The organism is Chryseobacterium sp. LJ668, from assembly GCF_019613955.1.
Lineage (GTDB): Bacteria > Bacteroidota > Bacteroidia > Flavobacteriales > Weeksellaceae > Chryseobacterium.
Genome location: NZ_CP080443.1, coordinates 1856453 through 1879401 on the forward strand (window position 1 = coordinate 1856453; position 22949 = coordinate 1879401).

Here is a 22949-nt window from a genome sequence, read left to right on the forward strand (position 1 = left end):
TATTGCAAATCTATAAATATTTATTGTTTTACGATAATTTATAATTGAAATTTTAATTTAAAAATTTAATGTCTGAATTTGTATTTTTAACCCCGAATAATTTCTCCAATGAAAAGATATTTAGATTTTCTTAAAAAAGCCTTCAGCGAAGAAGAGACAGATTATACAAAAATAACCATCAGAAGCGCTGTTCTCTTATTAGCCATTCCTATGATGCTGGAAATGGCGATGGAATCTGTGTTTGCTTTGGTAGATCTTTATTTTGTCGGTCATCTTAAAGAAAGCGGCTTTGCCATTCAGACGGTTGGTCTTACCGAATCTGTTTTGACCATTATTTATTCAATAGCAATCGGAATGAGTATGGCTGCAACTGCAGTTGTGGCAAGGAGAATTGGTGAGAAAAACCCTGAACAGGCATCCAGAAGTGCTGCGCAGGTAATTTTTGTTTCTTTCATTATAACATCGGTTCTAAGTTTAGCCGGAGTAATTTATGCAGAAGAAATCCTGATTTTAATGGGTTCAAAACCTGATGCGGCGGCTTATGGGAAAGATTTTACTAGAATCATGATGGGAAGCAGTATCATTATCATGCTTTTGTTTTTGATCAACGGAATCTTCAGAGGTGCAGGAAATGCAGCAATTGCCATGAAAAGTCTTTGGATTGCAAATATTGCCAACATTATTCTCTGTCCGGTCCTGATCAGAGGTTTGGGACCAATCCCTGCAATGGGACTTACCGGAGCTGCTGTTGCCACAACCATAGGAAGAAGTACCGGTGTTCTGTATCAGTTGTATCATATTTTTATCGCAGATTCTCTGGTGCGGATAAAGGTGTCTTATTTTAAACCTGATTTTAAACTAATTGCATCTATAGTAAAAATTGCAATACCGGGAATATTTCAGTTTGTGATTGCTTCCTGCAGCTGGATTTTTCTTGCAAAACTGGTTGCAACAACAGGTGGAGAAGATGCTTCCGCAGGTTACCAGACGGCACTTCGGCTCATGATGTTCTTCATGCTTCCTGCATGGGGACTGAGCAATGCAGCATCTACGTTAGTGGGGCAAAATATGGGTGCGGGAGAAATGATCCGAGCGGAACAGTCTGTGATGAAAACAGTAAAGTATAACGTAATTTTTATGCTTTTGGTAAGTATACTGTTTCTTCTTCTCGGTGATTTTCTGGTAGGGTTTTTCACCGAAGAGAATATTATTAAAAGTTATGCCAAAAATGCTCTTCATATCATGAGCTTAGGATTTGTTTTTTACGGAATCGGAATGGTGACAATCAACGCTTTCAACGGAGCTGGAGATACTTGGACGCCGACCTGGCTTAATTTTTTTGGATTTTGGATGTTTCAGATTCCGCTGGCATATGTACTTTCAAAATATATGGAAATGGGGCCAAAAGGGGTTTTTATATCGATACCCGTTGCAGAAACTTTCATTACCATTGTCGCATTTATTTTGTTTAAAAAAGGAAAATGGAAAAATGTGAAAGTCTAAAGATTTAAATTATAAAACATTTAGCACCATAATCTTTTGAGTTCTAATTGTTAATCTCTAACTTCGTAGTCAAATAATAAATACATTGCTATGGGAAAAGGAGACAGAAAGTCTAGAAAAGGAAAGATTATTTTAGGAAGCTACGGAAAGAAAAGACCGAAAAAAGCTTCAAAATCTTATTCTGCTGCAGAAAAAGCAAAAGACTAAAAACAAAATGACCGAAGAGTACTCTTCGGTCATTTTTTAATTATATTTTAAAATTATTTTCCTCCAAAAAGGCCGCCCAACAAATCACCTATACCGCCACTTTGTTGTTTCTGCTGTTGTCCATTGCTCCCAAGTACACTTCCTAAAATATCATTCAGAGGATTTCCGGATTGCGATTGTCCGCCGCCTAGAACACTTCCCAAAATATCATTTAACGGGCTTGATTGCTGCTGCTGAGCCTGGCTTTGTGCGCCACCCAAAATTCCGCCCAGAAGATCTCCTAAACCGCCCGCTCCTACATTGTTTTGCTGTTTTTCCTTACCTATATATCCCATGATCACCGGAGCAAGCATTGCCAGGATCGGCCCGATTTTATCAATCGAAATTCCTGTATTTTGGGATAATTGGTTTTCAACTGTATTTTTCTGATTACCAAATATGTGAGATAGAATAGAACCTCCTTCATCCTGTCTGTTGTCAAGCTGTGAAGTATCGTCTAAAATGCTGCCGTCATGATCTTTGTCCAAAGCATTATTCAGAGCTTCTGCTTCATTCGCATCCTGAGATTTATTTTTAAGATAAGAAATGACGAGTGGAGTAGCCACCGCCAAGAGGGCGATAATCTGGTTTTTGCTGATTCCGAATTTGTTTTCAGCTTGTTCTGCAACCTGGTTCCCTGTGTTTCCTGTCAATAGGTCAATTAAGTTCATTGTGTTTTTTTATTTGTTAGTTAACCAAAGTTATTAAAAAATATTTCACTATCAATTTTTAAATGAATTTTCTTTTAAATTTTAAATCAATTCTGGATTTTAGCTTTATTTTACAATTTTCGAATTTCTTCAAGTGACTGTTTTTTTTTGCGCAGTTCTATAAATTGTCTGGAAGCTTCTTTCATGGCTTCAACATTATCGTTGCATTGTATATGATCTAATGTAAATTCTAAACAGCCCACGTTATTATGAAGCCAAGGAAGCATATAATAGCGCAAACCATCTTTGTACAATTTTTCCTGATTAAATTTTTCACCGGCTTCTGTTAAAGACACAATGTAAAAGCACGACACATAAATTAAAGGAATAAATAAAGGGATAAACTTTAGTTTTTTCAAATGAAACCGATGGGCTAAAATCTTAATTCCTAATGCTGCAAAAACAATAAATATCAGATAGAAAGGAATGAAATAAACATAATTATCAGAAACAGCATAAAAAGTTGCAAATCCAAAGGTAAATAGAGATGCGATGGCAAGAAATAGAAATTCATTTTTAAAGTTTCTATACACATAAATACCACCAGCGACGCAGAATAAAGTAAAAATATGAAAATTATAGATCAAATAAAGTATTGATTTTATAACGTCTGTAATCAGATCAAACAAGCTCTGCGAGAAAGTATTATTGATCCAAAGCTCTGTTTTTGAGATGAAAACATACTTAAATTCAATATCATTTAGATGGTTTACAAAAAACATTAGGGCAAAAATGAAAAGAAAAGAAGCCAACGACAGTAAAACTTTTTTTCTGTTGTCTCTTAATAGATAAAGCAAGACAAAATAAGCAGGGATCAGCATAATATTCTGGATATGAATCCAAAAACTCACGCCCAACAGAATACCAGAGAGTAAAATATTTTTTTGAGAATTATCTTTAAAAGATCTGATTGAAAAGATAAGAAAGCCAACTACTGCTAATGCATTAAATGCATAAACTTCCACCGTTTCTGCACTGCGCCAAAATGTAAAGCTCAAGCCAAAAACAAAAGTTGAGGTAACGGCAATCCATTTTTCTGAAATAAATTCCTTTAATAAAATATAGACCAGACTAACTGTGAGAGAAGCAGGAATTATAGACATGAGACGCATCAGTAAAACGCTGTCTATATTCAGAAATTTTGAGAAAAATATGGGAATGTTAATGTATAAAAAATGCGAAAGAGGTGTCGCATGAGTTATAAATGTGCAGTTTTCAACATCTAAAACAAATCCAATTGAGTCTCCGAACGATATTTTAGAAAAACTTCCTAGGTAATAAATCAGAAAAAAAAGTAAAAAAATTAAGAAAGGAATAGTTTTACTTTTCATCAATTAATTTTTAAAGATAGGCACATTCGAACAAGCTTCTCCGAACATCAGCGATTTCACAATAGGTTTCAGCTGTTCTACCAGTTCGATGTAAGCGTTTTCAGGAATCTCTTTATCCGAACAGCCTTTTACCAGCACTCGTTTCCCTTTTAAATCATCAAAATCATACGTCTGAATGGCATTATGCATCAGAAGAACTTCCAGATCTTCCTTATTGCCGTAAATTACTTTTTTGGCAACATCTGTTATTCTTGCCGTGATCAAAAAATACGCCCACAGCGGAACGATCGCATCTGCAGAATTATATATGTAAACATACTGATCTGCGTAATCATCAGGATTTATCGCTGCTACTTTTTCTCGGAAATCTTTTTCCTTTAAAATCATTTCCATGTAAAGAAAATCTTTAAGATCAATTCCTGTTCTGATGCCTTTTGGGACCAAATCAGTAAGGTCAAAATTAATCAATCCGCTGGAGGCAACTTTATTTTTTATTTCAAATTCGTCTGACATTTTTTATCATTATCTTTGAAGCAAATTTACTCAATTATAATTTGAATTTTAATGTTTGAAACGGTCTTTTTAATAGATCATTCATCGCATATCAATTATCATTCATGAAATATTACATTATCGCAGGTGAGGCTTCCGGAGATTTGCACGGGAGCAATTTAATGAAATCTCTTAAACAGAAAGATGCTAATGCAGAATTTAGATTTTGGGGTGGTGATCTTATGGAAAAACAAGGCGGAACTTTAGTAAAACATTATCGCGACTTGGCATTCATGGGCTTCTTAGAGGTTGCGATGAATTTAACAACTATTTTAAACAATATTAAATTCTGCAAAAATGATCTTAGAGACAACAGACCCGATGTTTTAATATTGGTCGATTATCCGGGGTTTAATTTGAGAATTGCAAAATTTGCTAAAGAACTTGGGATCAAGGTTGCGTATTATATTTCCCCACAACTTTGGGCCTGGAAAGAAGGCAGGGTAGAAACCATCAAAAAATATGTAGATGAGATGATGGTGATTCTTCCATTTGAAGAAGATTTTTATCACAAGCATCAGGTAAAATCTCATTTCGTGGGCCATCCTTTGCTTGATGCAATTTCAACGCTGCAAGATATTGATAGTGAAGTATTTAAAATAGAAAATAATTTAAACGAAAAAGAAATTATTGCTCTCCTTCCGGGATCCAGAAAGCAGGAAGTTGAAAAAATGCTGGAGATCATGCTTTCGGTAAGGCCTTATTTTAAAGATTATCAATTCGTTATAGCCGGTGCACCAAGTCTTGAAAAGGATTTTTATCAGAAATATGTTGATGAAAATGTGCATTTTGTTTCTAATAAAACATACGATTTGCTGAGGTGTTCTAAAGCTGCACTAGTGACTTCAGGAACTGCAACACTGGAAACTGCACTCCTAAATGTTCCGGAAGTTGTTTGCTACCGGGGAAGCAAAATTTCTTATGCCATTGCAAAAAGACTCGTCAGACATATCAAATATATTTCGCTTGTCAATCTGATTATGGATCAAGAAGTAGTAAGAGAATTGATTCAGAATGAATTAAACACAAAAAATCTTGTTAAACAACTCAAATTTTTGCTTGAAGGCGAGACAAGAAATGATATGCTTAAAGCGTATGAAATTTTAAGAAGCAAGCTTGGCGGGGAAGGTGCGAGCGATAATGCTGCGGATATTATTTTAAAATTAAAATAAATTTTTAAGAAATATTTTCTTTTTTTGATTACATTCGTAGTACAAAATGATGAAAATTGAACCGACAGCCACTCCTTATATTAGTTTGCTGCTTTATTCTTGGGATTTTAATTCAAGATTATTTTTCTTTTGAACGAGATTTCGTTTTTATAATTGCATTGGTGTGTTTACTTATTGCAATTTCTCTTTTTTTTAAATCTTTTTTAATCTCAAAACTCAATTCGATACTGATTGGGTTGCTCTTTTTCGGGCTAGGAATCTCTATGCATTTTCTGAATTTCCCGAAGACTTCTCAAATTTCTTTTACAACTAATGAAAATATTACTTTCAAGATCTCAAAAAAATTAAATTCTACGGAAAAGAATAAAAAATATGAAGCCATTGTCAAAATTAAAAATCAAATATTTAATACTGTTTTGTTAATTCCGAAAGAAAGCAAAGAGCTTGATTTTGAGCACTATTACAGAGCAAAATCATACATTAGCCAGCCACAGTCTCCGGAATATGATTTTCAGTTTGATTATGCAAAATATCTTCATCGTAAAGACATTTTTTATCAATGCTATGTAAATGGAGAAATCTCTTCAGCAAAAAGAAATGATCTTTCTTTTAATGAAAAAATCCGTCAGAAAAGACTGGAGGTTTTAAAAGAAATCAACAATTCTGCAATGTCATCAAAAAGTCAGGAATTTCTGAAAGGAATTATTTTGGCTGACCGTACCGAAATTGATTCGGAAACTCTGCAGGATTTTAACCGTTCCGGTCTGGTGCATTTTCTTGCGATCTCAGGAACACACATTGTGGTGATTTTTGGGATGTTTTATTTTCTTTTGATGAAATTTTTACCGTTACGCTTCAGAAAATCTGTTATTATTGTGAGCCTTGGGTTTATCTGGGTCTTTGCTCTATTCATAGGGTTTGGAAGCTCCGTAGTTCGTTCGTGCATTATGCTTACCATGTATTTTTGTTATGTTTTGCTGCAGAGAAAGCCAGATTTGTTGCATGCGTTGGCGCTGTCTGCATTTACTATTCTGATCATTGACACCCAACAGTTGTTTGATGTAGGATTTCAGTTGAGTTTCTTAGCAGTCCTAGGGATTTATTGGTTGAATCAGCCGATTTTAAAACATCTTCCCAAGCAAAATAATCATTTTAAGAAGATCATATACAACACGGTTTCCATTTCAATTTCTGCGCAGATGGTGACGCTTCCATTAGTGCTGTTCTATTTTCATCAGTTTTCCTTTGTATCTTTTGCTGCCAATCTTTTTATTGTTCCTTTCTCTGAAGTGATTATCATTTTTTCATTTGTAATGGCTGGTTTGCTGGCCTTAGGATTTGATTTTAAAATTATTAATATCATTTATGATGTCACCATCGATCTTTTGTTAACAGTTATCCATTGGTTTGCTGATTGTGAATCTTTGTTTTTTGAAAATATTTCAATGAATGGGGTTGAGGTTGCTATGTTGTTTGTAATTGTATACTTTTTGAGGTTTGTAATCGTTAAATCTAATTTTAGGTGTGCTCCTCAGTTTTCTTTAGCTGTTTTAATGTTTTTTATTGTAAGAATTTCTTTCACGATTTATGAAAATAAAAGGCAGGAAGTATTAGTGCATCACTATAAAAAAGGAAAAATTGTATCTGTGAAAAACAAAAGTTCAGTTTGTTTCTGGATAGAAAATGTTATTGATCAGGAAAAGATCAGGCAGTATATTATCAATCCTTACATATCTTCTCGCAGGGTGAAAAATATTAAAATCGAAAGACTTCCCGCTGTATCAGGAAAGGTGGTTTTTAATAATAAAATCTATAATTTGAAATAATCAAATGACTAAAATTCCCCCACGTTATCAATGTTTCCCGTTGTTATTTAGAAAGATTACAAACTGACTAATAGTGAGATTTCTCACTTTTTAGTTTTATTAACATTCCTTAATTTTGTGGAAAATCAAATTTAAACTCAATATGGCAGGTTTAACAAGTTCTACGATTGGTAGAAAATATGCTATGGCGCTTTCAGCAATGTTCTTGCTGATTTTCCTAGTAATGCATCTTACCGTAAATCTATTGTCGGTTTTCGGTGAAACAGCTTATAACAATGCATCACAGTTTATGGGGTACAATCCTCTTATTCAGTTTGTAATGCAACCCGTGTTGATGTTTGCTGTCATTTTCCATTTTGTGATGGGATTTATTTTAGAAATTAAAAATCAAAAAGCCAGACCTATCGGTTATGAAAAAAACGAAGGTTCTGCGAATTCTACTTGGTCATCTCGTAATATGATTATTTCGGGAGCCGTCATTTTAGCATTTATTTTTCTGCACATGTATGATTTTTGGCTTCATGAGATGAATTATAAATATGTAGATGGTCTTCCCGTTGAAGAAACGCGTTTTTGGGGCGATCTTCATAGAAAGTTTGCTGATTTGTGGAGAGTGGTACTTTATGTAATTTCTTTCGGTTTGCTTGGTTTACATTTAGCTCATGGTTTTCAGTCTTCATTCCAGTCTGTGGGAGCAAGACATCCAAAATATACTCCAATGATCAAAGCTTTCGGAAACTGGTATTCTATACTGATTCCGCTGGGCTTTATTTTCATCGCAGTTTTTCATTACATAACTCAATAATTTCAATATACTAATATGAGTAAATTAGATTCAAAAATTCCTGCAGGTCCGCTTAAGGATAAATGGAAAAATCATAAAGACCATATGAACCTTGTTGCGCCTAACAACCGTGATAAAATTGATATTATTGTTGTAGGTACAGGTTTGGCAGGAGGTTCTGCAGCAGCTACTTTGGCTGAGCAGGGATATAATGTGAAAGCATTCTGCTATCAGGATTCACCAAGAAGAGCACACTCTATTGCTGCTCAAGGTGGTATCAACGCTGCTAAAAATTATCAAGGTGATGGTGACTCTACTTATAGACTATTCTATGATACGATCAAAGGAGGTGACTATAGAGCAAGAGAAGCAAACGTATATAGATTAGCGGAAGTTTCTGCTAATATTATTGACCAATGTGTTTCTCAAGGGGTTCCATTTGGTAGAGATTACGGCGGACAATTAGATAACCGTTCATTTGGTGGCGTTCAGGTTAAAAGAACTTTCTACGCAAAAGGACAAACCGGTCAGCAGTTATTGTTAGGTGCATATTCCGCATTAAGCCGTCAGATCGGAAAAGGTAGAGTAAAGATGTACAACCGTCACGAAATGCTAGAATTGGTAATCGTAGACGGAAAAGCAAGAGGAATTATCGCAAGAAACCTGGTAACAGGTGAAATCGAAAGACATTCTGCTCATGCAGTGGTAATTGCTTCAGGAGGTTACGGAAATGTTTATTTCCTTTCTACCAACGCAATGGGTTCAAACGTTTCTGCAGCCTGGAAGATTCATAAAAAAGGAGCATATTTCGCAAACCCTTGTTATGTGCAAATCCACCCGACTTGTATTCCGGTTCACGGAACACAACAGTCTAAACTGACTTTAATGTCTGAATCATTGAGAAACTCAGGGAGAATCTGGGTTCCTAAGAAAATTGAGGATTCGGTTGCCATCAGAGAAGGAAAACTGAGACCTGAAAATATTAAAGAAGAAGACAGAGATTACTATCTTGAAAGAAGATATCCTGCATTCGGAAACTTGGTTCCTCGTGACGTTGCTTCAAGAGCAGGTAAAGAAAGATGTGATGCAGGTTTCGGTATCGAAAATAATGATACTAAAGAGGGTGTTTACTTAGATTTCTCAACAGAGATTATCAAAAAAGGTAAAGAAACCGCTATCGAAAAAAATATTCATAATCCTACTGATCAGCAAATATATGATCTTGGAAAAGCTTGGATTGAAGAGAAGTATGGTAACTTATTCGTGATGTATGAGAAAATTACTGCGGATGATCCTTACAAAACTCCAATGAAGATTTATCCTGCCGTTCACTACACAATGGGTGGTGTTTGGGTTGATTATAATTTACAATCTACAATTCCTGGATGTTTCGTAATTGGTGAGGCTAACTTCTCAGATCACGGAGCCAACAGATTGGGAGCTTCAGCTTTAATGCAAGGTTTGGCAGACGGATATTTCGTACTTCCTTATACTATCGCAGATTATCTTTCTGCGGATATCAGAACGGGAGCAATTCCTACGACTTCTGCTGAGTTTGAAGAAGCTGAAAAAGAAATTAAAGACAAAGTGAACTTCTTTGTCAATAATAAAGGAACACATTCGGTAGATTATTTCCATAAAAAATTAGGACACATTATGTGGAATAAGGTTGGGATGGGAAGAACTCCTGAAGGTTTAAGAGAAGCAATTGCAGAAATTGACGAAGTGAAAAAAGATTTCTGGCAGAATGTGAAAGTAATGGGAGAAACTGAAGGGATGAACACCGAGCTTGAAAAAGCGTTCAGAGTGGCAGATTTCATCGAGTTAGGACAGTTAATGGCTATCGATGCATTACACAGAAACGAATCTTGTGGCGGGCATTTCAGAGAAGATCATTCTACTCCGGAAGGTGAAGCAGAAAGAGATGACGTCAACTTCAAATACGTAGGAGCTTGGGAATATCAGGGTGATGATATCAAACAGGAAGTTCTGCACAAAGAAGATCTGATCTATGACAATATCGAAGTTAAAGCAAGAAGTTACAAATAATCTCCAACCAATAAATATAACATTATGAGTGCAAAAAAAGGCCTTCATCTTACTCTGAAAATTTGGAGACAAAAAAATACAAAAACTAAAGGTCAGTTTGAGACCTACAAAATATCAGATGTTTCTACAGATTCTTCTTTCTTGGAAATGTTAGACATTCTGAACGAGAACTTAATCAACGAAGGAAAAGAGCCAATCGCCTTTGATCACGACTGTCGTGAAGGAATCTGCGGTATGTGTTCTCTTTACATCAATGGTAGAGCTCACGGTCCTGATACTGGGATTACAACGTGCCAGCTTCACATGAGGATGTTCAAAGACGGTGAAACCATCGTTATTGAGCCTTGGAGAAGTGCTGCATTTCCTGTGATCAAAGATTTAATGGTTGACAGAAGTGCATTCGACAGAGTGATGGCTGCAGGTGGATTTATCTCGGTAAATACTTCAGGAAACACTTTGGATGCCAATGCAATTCCGATTCCTAAAGAAGACGCAGATAAAGCAATGGATGCAGCAGCATGTATCGCTTGTGGAGCTTGTGTTGCTTCTTGTAAAAATGGTTCTGCCATGTTATTCGTTGGAGCTAAAGTTTCCCAGTATGCACTTTTACCGCAAGGTAGAGTAGAAGCGAAACGAAGAGTTCTGAATATGGTAAAAGCCATGGATGAAGAAGGATTCGGAAACTGTTCCAATACAGGTGCTTGTGAAGTAGAATGCCCTAAAGGAATTTCTCTTGAAAACATCGCAAGAATGAATAGAGAATACATTACTGCTTATGCAGATAGAGGATAGTTTGTTTTAAAATATATATAAATTTCGTCTTCTTTAAAGAAGACGAAATTTTTAGTTAAATCTTTCATAAAATCAATTCTTACATAGCGGTAAGTTTGTTGAAAAACTTATTTTTGCTTAATTATTAAAAATTCAGATGAAATCTAAAATTCAATCATTCAAAAAAAATAACAGTACAATAATGATTAAAAAATATCTTTTGTTGTTTGTCATTGCAGTATTTGCAATTTCATGTTCAAAAAAAGTTGAAGTAAAAGGAAAAATCGCAGGAAGTTCTCCTTTAGAAAGAATAGAATTTGTTGAAGCTTCAGGGGTTGCTACTCTGCCTTTGGTAAATATTGGTCTTGATAAAGACGGAAACTTTGCAGGAAGCTTCGAAGCTCCAAAAAATGGAATGTATGTGATCAATTATGCCGGAAAGCAAAATTTGATTTTCCTTAAAGGCGGGCAAAAGGTTAATATTTCTGGAACAGCAGCTACTTTCCCGAACGAATATGTAGTGACAGGTGATGCTAAGAACGATAATGATTTTTTCCAGGCAAGTCAGAAATTTCTTTCAACTTACGGCCAGGGTTTGAATATTCAGGAATTAATGACAGGTGACGAGGCGAAGTTTGTAAAAGCAATGCAGAAGATTGAAGCTGATATCAATAGAAACATTGAGGAAAATGTAAAAAAATACAATCCTGGCAAAGAGGTGATAGAATGGAAAAAATCTGATGCCAAAGTTGCTATTCTTAATCTTATGGTTAATTATGAAATGACTAAAAAGCAGATGTCTGGTAACCCTTCATTCAAATCAGGAAAAGTTTTCACAGATTATGAAAATAAATTAAAAGAAAACAATGACGAAATGGTGAAGAAAAGCCCTTTCTACAGACAATATCTTTTAACAAAAATGAGCCCTGATTTCCAGAAATTTGCAGAAGCAAAAAGTAAAGGAAAAACAGATATCACAACTTCAGAACTGTTCAATGACTTTTTAAAGTCTCAAAAAGAAGTTTCTCAAGTTACCAAAGATTATTTACTGGCATTCGTAATGGCTCAGTCAGATATTCATCCGCAAACTCCGGCTAAGACGACAGATAAAATTAAAAAAATCATTGAAGAAGATATCAAAGATGCTGGAGTTAAAGCTGATATAAAAAAAATGCAGTTTACCATCAACGGATTCAAAATAGGTGATGATGCACCGGAAGGTTCATTGGTAAAAGCAGACGGTTCAGCTTACAAACTAAGTGATAATAAAGGAAAACCTTATGTATTGGTTTTTTATGCATCTTGGAATCCTTACATTGCAGAAGGTACAGTTCCTGTATTGAAAGAAGTGGTAAATTTCTATAAATCTAAAATGAATTTCGTTTTTGTAAACCTTGATGACACTAAAGATCAGTTTACAAAAACAAGCAATGCAATGATGAAAGGAATTCAGGGAACTAATGTTTATGCAGAAGGTGGGCTTAATTCTGATATTGCAAAAAAATACGGAGTATACGGATTTAAACTTCCAAACTTCATCGTAGTAGATAAAAATGGTAAAGTTGCCAGCAGATCTTTTGTAAACTTAGGCGATCAGGAATTGATCACCATCTTAGATAAGCAAACAGGTCTTTCTGCACCTAAAGTTGCTCCTCAGCCACAAATGATGCCACAGATGAATATGGATCCTTCAGCTCAGCCGGCTCCTCCGGTTCAGGAAGCTCCACAACAATCGGCTCAGACAAAATAATAAAACTTACGCAATAGAAAAAAACCTTGTCTTCGGATAAGGTTTTTTTTATTGTATTTTTGCAAAGTGAAACCGAAAGGTAAATCTAAATATAGAAAAATAGAAAATTTACGGAGATAAAATGGAAAGTTTACTCCGTATTGATAGAATTGATATGAAAAAGAAGAAAGACGTATTTCTTGAAAATATAAAGCTCATAACTGCAGGTGCAAAAGGAGTTGCCATAGGAAAAACTGAAGATGGGAAAACTGTTTTGGTTTCCGGAGGCATCCCCGGAGATGTGGTGAATGTGAGAGTTAAGAAATCAAAATCAAACTATATTGAGGCCGAGGTAAAAGAGATTGTAGAAAAATCACCGTACCGAGTAGAACCGAAATGCATTCATTTCGGAGTTTGTGGAGGCTGCAAATGGCAGAACATGAGCTACGAAAAGCAACTTGATTTCAAGCAGGAAGAAGTGTACAACAATATCAAAAGAATTGGCGGAATCGACGATTTTGAAACCGTTTCCATCTTGGGTGCAGAAGAGCAGTATTTCTACAGAAATAAAATGGAATTTTCATTTTCCAATGCAAGATGGTTGACTCAGTACGAAATTAGCGCTGAAGAAAACTACGGCAGCAGAGATGCTCTCGGATTTCATATCCCGGGAATGTGGAGCAAAATTCTAGATTTGAAAGAATGCTGGCTGCAGGAAGATCCTTCAAATGCGATTCGTTTGGCCGTTAGAAATTTCGGAGTTGAAAATGGCTTAGACTTTTTTGATGTGAGAAACCAGGCAGGATTTTTACGTACTTTAATGATGAGACAGAATTCAAAAGGAGAATGGATGGTTTTATTTCAATTATATAGAGAAGAAAAAGCAAACCGAGCAAAACTTTTTGATTATCTGCTAGAACAGTTCCCGCAAATTACAACATTAGTGTATGCAATCAATCCAAAACAAAATGATTCTATTTATGACTTAAATGTCAATACCTATTTCGGGGAAGGATTTTTAATGGAAGAAATGGATGGTTTAAAATTTAAAATCGGTCCGAAGTCATTTTTCCAGACCAATTTTAAGCAGGCCTTAGAATTATACAGAAAGACACTTGAATTTGCAGATTTAAAAGGTGATGAAGTAGTTTATGATTTATACACCGGAACAGGAACAATTGCACAATATGTTGCAAGAAATGCAAAACACGTCATCGGAATCGAATCTGTGCAGGAAGCCATTGACGCAGCGATAGAGCATGCTGAATTAAATGGTTTAACGAATACCACCTTCTATTGTGGAGATATGAAAAATGTATTCAACGATGAATTCATGGAAAACCATCCGAAAGCAGATGTATTGATTACTGACCCGCCAAGAGATGGAATGCATCAGAAAGTGGTAGAACAAATCATAAAATTGGGACCGGAAAAAGTGGTATATGTGAGCTGTAATTCGGCAACACAGGCAAGAGATATTGCCTTGATGAAAGAGCATTATACATTGGTGAAAATTTTACCGGTAGATATGTTCCCACAAACTCATCATGTCGAAAATATTGCATTACTGATCAAAAAATAATTATTTAAATTTGACATATAAACCAAATAATAGTAATATGATAAAGAACTGTAAAGCATTCTTCTTATTAGCAGCTTTAGTTTTCTGCCAGCAAAATTTATTTTCACAGGAAAAGCCTAAAGATTCTGCTGTGGCAAAAACCGATACGGCTAAAGTAAAAAAAGACGATAAAAAGAAAAGCCTGATCAAACCTTTTAAAGAAATCATTACTGATAAAGCGGTTTCTGATCAGGGAGTTTTTACAGTTCATAAAGTAGACGATAAATATTATTTTGAAATTCCGGATTCGATGCTGAAAAAGGAATTTCTTCTGGTGACCAGATTAACAAAAGCTGCTGCCGGAATGCGTTCAGGTACTTCAGGATATGCGGGAGACCAGATTGGTCAGCAATTGATTGCTTTTGAAAAAGGACCTAAAGATAAAATTCTGCTACGATCAATTTCTCACGTTGATTATGCAAAAGATTCTACCTCTGAAATGTACAATTCGGTAATGAGAAATAACGTACAGTCGATCATTAAATCTTTTGATGTAAAAGCATATGGGATCAAAAAGAATTCGTCTGTCATTGAAGTTACTGATGTTTTAAATTCTGATAATGAGTTGACTTCATTTTCAGTCTGGTCTAAAGATTCTTACAGAGTTGGAGCTTTTCAGAAAGATATGTCTTATGTCAATTTTGTTAAATCTTTCCCTACAAATATTGAGATCAACACCACCAAAACTTTTGCAAGAACTTTGGGTACACCTGCAGCGCCTGCAATCCCTGGAATGCCGGCTCCTAAAGTAAGTGGAAATTATACGGTAGAGATCAATTCTTCATTTGTACTTCTTCCGGAAAACAAAATGCAGTCAAGATATTTTGATCCCAGAGTTGGATATTTTACTGTCGGATATACAGATTTTGATCTTGATCCTCAAGGTGTAAAAAAGATTTCTTTGGTTAAAAGATGGCGTCTTGAACCGAAGCCTCAGGATTTGGAAAAATACAACAGAGGAGAATTGGTAGAGCCGGCAAAACAAATTGTATTTTACATCGACCCTGCAACGCCAAAAAAATGGGTTCCTTATTTAATACAAGGAGTTAATGATTGGCAGAAAGCTTTTGAGAAAGCGGGTTTTAAAAATGCAATTATAGCGAAAGTTCCGGATCCGAAAGTCGATACAGAATGGAGTCTTGAAGACGCAAGATTTTCGGCAATTGTTTACAAGCCGTCAGATGTTTCGAATGCTTCAGGACCATCAATTGCAGATCCGCGAACCGGAGAAATTCTGGAAAGTCATATCAATTGGTATCATAATGTAATGTTGCTGTTGAGAAACTGGTATTTCGTCCAGGCTTCGCCTAACGATCCGAGAGCCAGAAAAATGGAATTTGATGATAAACTGATGGGTGAGCTGATCCGCTTCGTTTCTTCACACGAGGTTGGGCACACTTTAGGTTTGAGACATAATTATGGTTCAAGCTCCACAGTTCCTGTAGAAAAATTAAGAGATAAAAAGTGGTTGGAGAAAAACGGACACACCCCTTCAATAATGGATTATGCAAGATTCAACTATGTTGCACAGCCGGAAGATAATATTGGTGATGCCGGAATTTTTCCAAGAATCGGAGATTACGATGATTGGGCAATTGAGTGGGGGTACAAAAGATTTAACCAGTTTAAATCTCCCAAAGCCGAAAAAGAATATCTGAACCAGTGGGTGATTCAAAATCTTAAAAACGAAAGACTTTGGTTCGGAACAGAATCAAATCCTTTAGATCCCAGATCACAAAGCGAGCAGGTAGGAGACAACGCCATGACTGCAAGTACATACGGAATCAAAAACCTTCAGAGAATTGTGGATAATTTAGAAAAATGGACGAAAACTCCAAACGAGGATTACGCAAATCTTGATATGATGTATGATCAGGTAACTTCGCAGTTTAGAAGATATTTAGGTCACGTTTCAAAATACGTCGGCGGGCAGATGGAAACTCCGAAAACGGCAGAACAATCCGGAGCAATATACGAAGCTGTGACTAAGAAAGATCAGAAAGAAGCCTTGAAATTTTTAGACGAAAATATTTTCACCACTCCGCAATGGCTGATTAAAAAAGATATTTTTGAGAAAACAGGAAAAACTCCTGTGAAAACAATAGAAGAAATTCAGAATGGTGTTTTAGGAAGAATTCTGAGTCCGATGGTTCTTCAGAATATGTATCAGATGGAAGCAGTGGAACCCAATACATACTCGGTGATCGAATTGCTTTCAGATCTAAATACTTCCATTCTTAAAAAAGATAATCCGGATATGTACGGAAGAAATCTTCAGAGAAATTATATAGATTCGTTAATAAAGCTCGTTGATAATAAATCATCAGACAAATCAGACATTTCTGCATTGGTAAGAGGAAATTTAAATACAATCAAAAAAGAACTATCAACAAAACCAGCTTCAGATTTGGTGAATAAATATCATTATGAAGACTTGGTTTTCCGCATTGAAAAAGCTTTAGATCCAAAATAACTAAGATGAAAAGATTACTGTCATTCCTTATTGTATTATTGCTGACGATTTCATGTGGTGGAGACGATGACATTTGCGAAAGCGGAGAAGGAACACCAAGAATGAAAATCACCTTTAAAAAAGCAGACAAAATAACGACCTTAGATTCTGTAAAAGTATACGTCGATTACGGAGTACGAACCGTTGATCTTGGGTGGAGTCGTAATACAGATTCTATTTTGATTCCGCTTCGTGTGGATGAGTCACCTTTCACAGATTTATTTATAAAAACAACAAAAAAAGGAGACTCCTCAAAAATCCGTGTCAGTTACACGGCTCGCTCTATTTACGTTTCTCCGGGTTGCGGCGCTAAATTAAATTATGAAAATGTAAGCGGTCAGTTATTAAAAGCAACACCTGTCGTAAAAGTAGAATCCGGACAAAATTTTATTCAAAATGAAGAAAAAACTAATCTTTACCTCGTTTTTTAGTCTTTTGGGACTACTTGTTTCTGCGCAGGAAAAGAAAGCCGCCGAAAAAGAAAAATGGAAATATGAACCCAACTTTATGGTAGGTGTTGATGTATTGAATACGGGGTTTTCTTTCTTCTCAGACAGACAGTTGTTTCAGGGTTTTATTTCATCAAAAATAAAAGGAAATATCCACGCAATTATAGAAGCGGGATTTGAAAAAAATATCTATCAGAAGAATGGCTATGATGCAACCGCTAACGGGCCTTTTGCGAAAATTGGAGCATTTTATATGCTTGCTAAAGACCCGGAGAATGAATTCAATGGTTTTTATGGTGGAGCAAAAATAGGAGGTTCATTTTATAATCAGAAATATGATGCCATTCCTATCAGGGGTTTTGGAGGAAGCAGTTCTTCGGTATCGTTGCCCGCATCTTCCCAGTCATCTTTTTGGATAGAAGGTGCAATCGGCGGCAGAGTGCAGCTTTTTGAATCTAATTTTTTCATTGACGTCAATATGCAGCCGAGATATCTTATGGTGACTTCAAAACAGGAAGAGGTTGTCCCAATGATCGTTCCCGGTTTTGGCAGAAGCTCTTCAAAATTTAATATGGGCTTTGCCTGGAATATTGCGTATAAGTTTTAGCGTATTTTTGGTTTTGTACCTATTCCTGATTTGTTTTTTAGCAATCTATATAATGCATCCAGTTCTTTTGGTGGAATCCCCTCGTCAAAGGTAGAAGACTCATAAGTGTTGCTACCAGAAGTAATAATTATTTTTGAAGCCAATGCTCTGTCTGAGTATCTTCCTGTAGTTAAAGATTCATAGGAAGAAATTTTTGATAAATCTAAGATATTGGTTTCTTTTATGATATTCTCCCATTCTATTGAGGTCATTGGTGACTTTGTCTCGACTCCGTTTACAGAAGTTATAATTCCCGAGGCCAAATAGGTTAGTGATCTGTTTGTTCCTCTTGTTTGCTCAGTGACAATAATTTTATCGATCTTGGTGTTTTTTTGAGTTACCTTTGAGATATTATTATTAATATCAGGTTTTAATTGATGACTACAGCTTAAATTAACTAAAATTAATTGTAATAATACTATAATTTTTAATTTCATTTTTTAATTTTTTTATAAAAGTATTGTTTTTTTTGTTGATTAAATTAATAAAATACATCAAGAACTAATATATTTGTAAAAAAAAATTATTTAATATATTTTATATGAATACGAAGATTATCTTTAAATTACCTTTTCTATTATTTGTTATGCTTTTCTGTTCTGTTTTTGCACAAAAAAATGGTGAACAGGACAAGATAGTTTTTGGTAAAAAGTATACCATTGAGGATTTAAAAAGAATGAACGGGGTCATCAGATGTGCTTCTACAGAATATGAGGCACTGTTGCAAAAAAAAGACCCAAAGAGAATGACAAATGCTCAATTTGAGGCATGGATTGCTCCTTTGATTGCTAATGCACAAGCGAATAAATCTCAAAATGGAGGAATAATAACAATTCCTGTTGTAGTACACGTCATCCACAGCGGTCAGGCATTAGGTGTTGCTCCAAATATTACTGATAGTCAGGTTATGTCTCAAATTACCGTAATGAATAATGATTTCAGAAGAATGGCATCAACGCCGGGATTTAATACAAATCCTGTAGGTGCAGATACAATGATTCAGTTTGCACTAGCAAAAGTAGACCCTAAAGGTAATCCTACTGATGGGATTGATCGTGTAAACCTGTGTCAAATATCTTGGGCAACTGCTGCCATTGATGGTTATGTAAAACCTCTTACTATTTGGGATCCTACTAAATATATGAATATGTGGAGTGTAAACTTCGATGATTCTAGTTTATTAGGATATGCTCAATTTCCATCAACTTCTGGTCTTCCTGGTTTAGATGCAAATGGTGGATTTGCAAATACTGATGGTGTAGTAGCCAATTTCAGCACTTTCGGGAGTAGTGATTATGGTACTGATTTCTTTTTAGATGCTCCTTTTGATAAAGGCAGAACAATGACTCACGAAGTTGGTCACTTCTTAGGATTGCGTCATATTTGGGGTGATGCTCAATGTGGCACAGATTACTGTGCAGATACTCCAACAGCTCATGATGCTAATGGAGGTTGCCCTACTACAATTGCAAGTTGTGATAATCCATCAATCTATGAGATGGTTCAAAATTATATGGATTATACAAACGATACATGTATGAATATCTTTACAATTAATCAAAAAGATAGAATCACTGCCGTAATGAATAATTCTCCTAGAAGAATGGAGCTAAAGACTTCGGTTGCAGACCAGGCAATCCCTTTATTTGCAAATGATGCAGAATTGAAAGGTGAAAAAAGCTGTAGCCAAACTTCTTGTGGTACTCCTTCAAATGTAACTGTACAATATATGCTGTACAATAGAGGAACATCTGCTCTTACTTCGGCTGTAATTTCTTACTCAGTTAATGGAGGCGCTATGCAAACTACGAACTGGACAGGTAACTTGGCTCAAAACAAATATGCAATGGTAAACATTCCTACAGGTGCATCTCAAGGGAGTATTACTGCTGAAATTGTATCTGTGAATAGTACATCAGATCAGAGAGTAGGAAATAATTCATCAACTATAACAATAGGAAATTCAGTTCCTGTAACAAGTACAAGCTTTACATTTGAATTGCAGAGAGATTATTGGGGATCAGAAACTAATTGGAATTTAAAAAATAGCGCAGGAACTACATTATATAGTGGTGGGCCTTATACTAATACGGTTCCTAATTTTCCTGCTTTAATTACTCAGACATGGACGCTTCCTTTAAATGATTGTTATACTTTTACAATTAATGATACTGCAGGTGATGGGATCTATGATTATGACGGAGGCTACATCATAAAAAATTCGGCGGGTGTACCTGTTGTATCTGGTAATGCTTTTACATTTACTCAACAGAGAGTTTTCAAAGTGATTCCGGCTTTAGTGTTAGCAACAAATGAAGTGAAAAAAGATGTGTTTGGTATTTATCCAAACCCGGCTGATGAAGTTTTAAATATAACTAAAGTTTCAGAGAAAGCTAAATTTGAAATTCATAATGCAGTAGGGCAAATAGTTAAATCAGGAGAAATTAAAAATAATCAGGTGAGAGTTTCTGAATTGATAAAAGGAACTTATATAATTACAATTAAAGATAAAAATATATCTGAAAGTATTAAGTTTATTAAAAATTAATAAATATTTATTGAAACATAGTACCCTAAACATGATTGTTTGGGGTATTTTTATTTGTATTTTAATTTGAATTAATGTTTCGTCTCCTCAATTTTATAATTTTGAAAAAATCATTAAGCGAATGAAAATCAATATAAAGAGAATTATTGCGCTAATCATAAATAATTGAGAGATTTATATATAATATACTTAAAAAATTTCATTTTTTAAACTACATTTGTAAAACAAAAAAGTTTTATAATGAAGAATTTTACTATGTCGAAAATGATTTTAATTCTTTTTATTTCTTTGACAAATATTTTGTTTGCTCAAAAATTAGAAAATGAAAAATTGGTTTTTGGTAAAGCTTATACTATAGATGAGCTTAAAGACGCAAACGGAATCATCCGTTGCGCATCTACTGGATATGAAAAATATCTGCAGGCTGTTTATCCGGATAGAATGACTGAATCTCAGTTTGAAGCATGGATAAATCCGTTAATAGAAAATGCAAAACAGAACAAGTCTCAAAACGGAGGGATTATTACAATACCAGTTGTTGTGCACGTTATTCATTCAGGGCAGGCTTATGGAGTTGCTCCGAATATTACAGATACTCAGGTTCAGTCTCAAATCACTGTGATGAACAATGATTACAGAAAACTTACGGGAACTCCAGGATTTAATTCAAATCCTGTAGGTGCTGATGTAATGATTCAATTTGCTTTAGCTAAAGTAGATCCTTTTGGAAATCCTACTAACGGTATTGATAGAGTTAATCTTTGTTATGCAAGTTGGACACAAGCAGGTATTAACTCTTATGTTAAGCCAAAAACTATTTGGGATCCTACAAAATACATGAATATGTGGAGTGTACAGTTTGGGGGCAGTAGTTCAAACCTTTTAGGATATGCACAATTTCCTTCAAATTCAGGATTGGCTGGCTTAAATACAAATGGAGGGCTTTCTTCAACAGATGGTGTTGTAGCCAATTATGCAACATTTGGTAGTACAGATTACAATGATGGGACATTTATAATGTCAGCTCCTTATGATAAAGGAAGAACAATGACCCATGAAGTAGGACACTTTCTAGGATTAAGACATATTTGGGGTGATGCATCTTGTGGGACAGATTATTGTATTGATACACCGACTGCTCATACTGCAAATTATGTTTGTAACAAAAGTATTGTAAGTTGTGATAATCCATCAGTTTTTGAAATGGTAGAAAATTATATGGATTACACCAACGACACATGTATGAATATTTTTACTATTAACCAGAAAGACAGAATTACAGCAGTAATGAATAATTCTCCGAGAAGAGTCGAGCTAAAGACTTCAGTTGCAGATATAGCAATTCCATTATTTGCTAATGATGGTGAGGTGAAACTGGAAACCAACTGTTCTACTGCAAACTCAACTTGTGGAGGAACAGCATCAACGACCGCTAAAATATCTTTATATAATAGAGGAACGAGTAACATGACTTCCGCAGTTATTACTTTTGGTGTAGGAACTAATATACAAACTTACAACTGGGCAGGGAATTTAGCTCCGAATCGTTACGCATTAGTAGATTTGCCAATTCCTGGAACAACGCCTACTGGTACTATGACTGTTACAGTAACTACAGTTAACGGAGTGGCTGATCAGAGAGCTTCAAATAATTCTTTTAATACATATTTTGTTGGTTCAGGTGCTGTAGGTGCAGGACAAGGTACTTATACTTTCAATTTACAAAGAGATTATTATGGTACTGAGATTACTTGGGATTTGAAAAACAGTGCCGGTATAGTTCTTTATAGTGGTGGTCCATATGCAGATACTCCTACAACTGGTGCTCTTCCTGCAATTGATGCTTCTTCATGGGCTTTAACTCCCGGTTGTTACACATTCACTATTAATGACTCTTTTGGAGATGGAATTTATGATACTGGAGGGTATTATAATTTAAAAGATTCTCAGGGTAATATTGTATTCCAAGGTAGCCGATATACAACTACTCAAACAAGAGCTATAAATGTAACCGTATTAGCAACAGGTGAGACAAAATCGGATCAATTTGCTATATATCCAAATCCAGCTGATGATGTTTTAAACATTACAAAAGTTTCTGATGAAGCCAAATTTGAAATACATAATGCTGTAGGACAATTGGTAAAAACCGGTGAAATTAAATCTAATCAGGTAAAAGTTGCAGAACTTGTAAAAGGAACTTATATTATTACAATTAAAGATAAAGCTATTTCTCAAAGCATTAAATTTATCAAGAAGTAGTAAAAATATCTTAATACTTAATAAATCCTCAGGTTTTTCCTGAGGATTTTTTTATTATCAAATAATAAAAGCTTTATTTATTCAATGCCTTCAAAAAAAATAATTAAACATATCTTCAAATAACAAAAAATGATTAGATTTGTAATTAATATAAATTTAATAAAGCCTATGAGTGATTTTTTTACTTCTTTAACACATTTTCTAAACTCAGAATACGATATTGCTAATGAGAAAGAAT

The 22949-nt window shown here is 35.0% G+C and carries 18 protein-coding genes; 14 read left to right on the forward strand and 4 right to left on the reverse strand.

What is annotated here, in order from left to right; all coding sequences use genetic code 11:
* The first annotated feature begins 108 nt into the window (after window positions 1–108).
* Together K0U91_RS08690 and K0U91_RS08695 are read left to right on the forward strand one after the other, a co-directional pair.
* The gene (locus tag K0U91_RS08690; RefSeq protein ID WP_220180798.1) at window positions 109–1503 is read left to right on the forward strand and encodes an MATE family efflux transporter; all 1395 of its coding nucleotides are present in this window, start codon (window positions 109–111) and stop codon (window positions 1501–1503) included.
* Between the two features lie 90 nt (window positions 1504–1593).
* Window positions 1594–1710: a 30S ribosomal protein THX gene (locus K0U91_RS08695; protein WP_219970337.1), complete on the forward strand. Its 117-nt coding sequence runs from the start codon at window positions 1594–1596 to the stop codon at window positions 1708–1710.
* A gap of 53 nt (window positions 1711–1763) precedes the next feature.
* Here K0U91_RS08695 and K0U91_RS08700 read toward each other — a convergent pair whose 3' ends face one another.
* The 3 genes from K0U91_RS08700 to K0U91_RS08710 all read right to left on the reverse strand — a co-directional run bounded on the left by K0U91_RS08700 (window position 1764) and on the right by K0U91_RS08710 (window position 4303).
* Window positions 1764–2420 carry a DUF937 domain-containing protein gene (locus K0U91_RS08700; protein ID WP_220180797.1) on the reverse strand — a complete coding sequence of 219 codons (657 nt, stop codon included), beginning with the start codon at window positions 2418–2420 and terminating at the stop codon, window positions 1764–1766.
* Window positions 2421–2530: 110 nt separating this feature from the next.
* A complete protein-coding gene (locus K0U91_RS08705; RefSeq protein ID WP_220180796.1) occupies window positions 2531–3790 on the reverse strand; it encodes a protein O-mannosyl-transferase family in 1260 nt (419 codons plus the stop codon).
* Between the two features lie 3 nt (window positions 3791–3793).
* Window positions 3794–4303 (reverse strand): DUF2480 family protein, encoded by a 510-nt coding sequence (locus K0U91_RS08710; protein ID WP_219970340.1) that lies wholly within the window; start codon window positions 4301–4303, stop codon window positions 3794–3796.
* 104 nt (window positions 4304–4407) lie between these two features.
* Here K0U91_RS08710 and lpxB point away from each other — a divergent pair, with 104 nt between their 5' ends.
* From lpxB to K0U91_RS08760, 10 genes are all read left to right on the forward strand, one after another.
* Window positions 4408–5514 carry a lipid-A-disaccharide synthase gene (lpxB, locus tag K0U91_RS08715; RefSeq protein WP_220180795.1) on the forward strand — a complete coding sequence of 369 codons (1107 nt, stop codon included), beginning with the start codon at window positions 4408–4410 and terminating at the stop codon, window positions 5512–5514.
* A 56-nt stretch (window positions 5515–5570) separates the two neighbouring features.
* Window positions 5571–7340 (forward strand): ComEC/Rec2 family competence protein, encoded by a 1770-nt coding sequence (locus K0U91_RS08720; RefSeq protein WP_220180794.1) that lies wholly within the window; start codon window positions 5571–5573, stop codon window positions 7338–7340.
* A gap of 142 nt (window positions 7341–7482) precedes the next feature.
* Window positions 7483–8145 carry a succinate dehydrogenase cytochrome b subunit gene (locus tag K0U91_RS08725; RefSeq protein WP_220180793.1) on the forward strand — a complete coding sequence of 221 codons (663 nt, stop codon included), beginning with the start codon at window positions 7483–7485 and terminating at the stop codon, window positions 8143–8145.
* Window positions 8146–8160: 15 nt separating this feature from the next.
* Window positions 8161–10173, forward strand: a complete 2013-nt coding sequence (locus K0U91_RS08730) for a fumarate reductase/succinate dehydrogenase flavoprotein subunit (protein ID WP_220180792.1) — start codon at window positions 8161–8163, stop codon at window positions 10171–10173.
* Between the two features lie 24 nt (window positions 10174–10197).
* Window positions 10198–10965: a succinate dehydrogenase/fumarate reductase iron-sulfur subunit gene (locus K0U91_RS08735; RefSeq protein WP_219970345.1), complete on the forward strand. Its 768-nt coding sequence runs from the start codon at window positions 10198–10200 to the stop codon at window positions 10963–10965.
* A 181-nt stretch (window positions 10966–11146) separates the two neighbouring features.
* Window positions 11147–12694, forward strand: a complete 1548-nt coding sequence (locus tag K0U91_RS08740; RefSeq protein ID WP_258561935.1) for a TlpA family protein disulfide reductase — start codon at window positions 11147–11149, stop codon at window positions 12692–12694.
* Window positions 12695–12848: 154 nt separating this feature from the next.
* On the forward strand, window positions 12849–14255 hold the full coding sequence (gene rlmD / locus K0U91_RS08745) for a 23S rRNA (uracil(1939)-C(5))-methyltransferase RlmD (protein WP_220180809.1): 1407 nt from the start codon (window positions 12849–12851) through the stop codon (window positions 14253–14255).
* 37 nt (window positions 14256–14292) lie between these two features.
* A complete protein-coding gene (locus K0U91_RS08750) occupies window positions 14293–16767 on the forward strand; it encodes a zinc-dependent metalloprotease (RefSeq protein ID WP_220180791.1) in 2475 nt (824 codons plus the stop codon).
* A 5-nt stretch (window positions 16768–16772) separates the two neighbouring features.
* Window positions 16773–17237, forward strand: coding sequence for a DUF6452 family protein (locus tag K0U91_RS08755; protein ID WP_219970352.1), 465 nt, complete (start codon window positions 16773–16775; stop codon window positions 17235–17237).
* On the forward strand, window positions 17203–17862 hold the full coding sequence (locus K0U91_RS08760) for a DUF6048 family protein (RefSeq protein ID WP_220180790.1): 660 nt from the start codon (window positions 17203–17205) through the stop codon (window positions 17860–17862). The genes K0U91_RS08755 and K0U91_RS08760 overlap by 35 nt, the downstream gene beginning before the upstream one ends.
* On the opposite strand, the gene K0U91_RS08765 is transcribed toward K0U91_RS08760, so the two are convergent.
* A complete protein-coding gene (locus K0U91_RS08765; RefSeq protein WP_219970354.1) occupies window positions 17859–18338 on the reverse strand; it encodes a hypothetical protein in 480 nt (159 codons plus the stop codon). The genes K0U91_RS08760 and K0U91_RS08765 overlap by 4 nt on opposite strands.
* A 104-nt stretch (window positions 18339–18442) precedes the next feature.
* Here K0U91_RS08765 and K0U91_RS08770 point away from each other — a divergent pair, with 104 nt between their 5' ends.
* Complete coding sequence (locus K0U91_RS08770; protein ID WP_220180788.1) at window positions 18443–20449, forward strand: M43 family zinc metalloprotease; 2007 nt, start codon at window positions 18443–18445, stop codon at window positions 20447–20449.
* 240 nt (window positions 20450–20689) lie between these two features.
* Window positions 20690–22711 (forward strand): M43 family zinc metalloprotease, encoded by a 2022-nt coding sequence (locus K0U91_RS08775; protein WP_219970356.1) that lies wholly within the window; start codon window positions 20690–20692, stop codon window positions 22709–22711.
* The last annotated feature ends 238 nt before the right edge of the window (window positions 22712–22949 follow it).

What these genes read in the sequence shown, in the direction of transcription:
- K0U91_RS08690 (WP_220180798.1), top strand. Translation starts at nt 109, where the DNA reads ATGAAAAGATATTTAGATTTTCTTAAAAAAGCCTTCAGCGAAGAAGAG.
- K0U91_RS08695 (WP_219970337.1), top strand. Translation starts at nt 1,594, where the DNA reads ATGGGAAAAGGAGACAGAAAGTCTAGAAAAGGAAAGATTATTTTAGGA.
- K0U91_RS08700 (WP_220180797.1), bottom strand. Translation starts at nt 2,420, where the DNA reads ATGAACTTAATTGACCTATTGACAGGAAACACAGGGAACCAGGTTGCA.
- K0U91_RS08705 (WP_220180796.1), bottom strand. Translation starts at nt 3,790, where the DNA reads ATGAAAAGTAAAACTATTCCTTTCTTAATTTTTTTACTTTTTTTTCTG.
- K0U91_RS08710 (WP_219970340.1), bottom strand. Translation starts at nt 4,303, where the DNA reads ATGTCAGACGAATTTGAAATAAAAAATAAAGTTGCCTCCAGCGGATTG.
- lpxB (WP_220180795.1), top strand. Translation starts at nt 4,408, where the DNA reads ATGAAATATTACATTATCGCAGGTGAGGCTTCCGGAGATTTGCACGGG.
- K0U91_RS08725 (WP_220180793.1), top strand. Translation starts at nt 7,483, where the DNA reads ATGGCAGGTTTAACAAGTTCTACGATTGGTAGAAAATATGCTATGGCG.
- K0U91_RS08730 (WP_220180792.1), top strand. Translation starts at nt 8,161, where the DNA reads ATGAGTAAATTAGATTCAAAAATTCCTGCAGGTCCGCTTAAGGATAAA.
- K0U91_RS08735 (WP_219970345.1), top strand. Translation starts at nt 10,198, where the DNA reads ATGAGTGCAAAAAAAGGCCTTCATCTTACTCTGAAAATTTGGAGACAA.
- K0U91_RS08740 (WP_258561935.1), top strand. Translation starts at nt 11,147, where the DNA reads ATGATTAAAAAATATCTTTTGTTGTTTGTCATTGCAGTATTTGCAATT.
- rlmD (WP_220180809.1), top strand. Translation starts at nt 12,849, where the DNA reads ATGAAAAAGAAGAAAGACGTATTTCTTGAAAATATAAAGCTCATAACT.
- K0U91_RS08750 (WP_220180791.1), top strand. Translation starts at nt 14,293, where the DNA reads ATGATAAAGAACTGTAAAGCATTCTTCTTATTAGCAGCTTTAGTTTTC.
- K0U91_RS08755 (WP_219970352.1), top strand. Translation starts at nt 16,773, where the DNA reads ATGAAAAGATTACTGTCATTCCTTATTGTATTATTGCTGACGATTTCA.
- K0U91_RS08760 (WP_220180790.1), top strand. Translation starts at nt 17,203, where the DNA reads ATGAAGAAAAAACTAATCTTTACCTCGTTTTTTAGTCTTTTGGGACTA.
- K0U91_RS08765 (WP_219970354.1), bottom strand. Translation starts at nt 18,338, where the DNA reads ATGAAATTAAAAATTATAGTATTATTACAATTAATTTTAGTTAATTTA.
- K0U91_RS08770 (WP_220180788.1), top strand. Translation starts at nt 18,443, where the DNA reads ATGAATACGAAGATTATCTTTAAATTACCTTTTCTATTATTTGTTATG.
- K0U91_RS08775 (WP_219970356.1), top strand. Translation starts at nt 20,690, where the DNA reads ATGAAGAATTTTACTATGTCGAAAATGATTTTAATTCTTTTTATTTCT.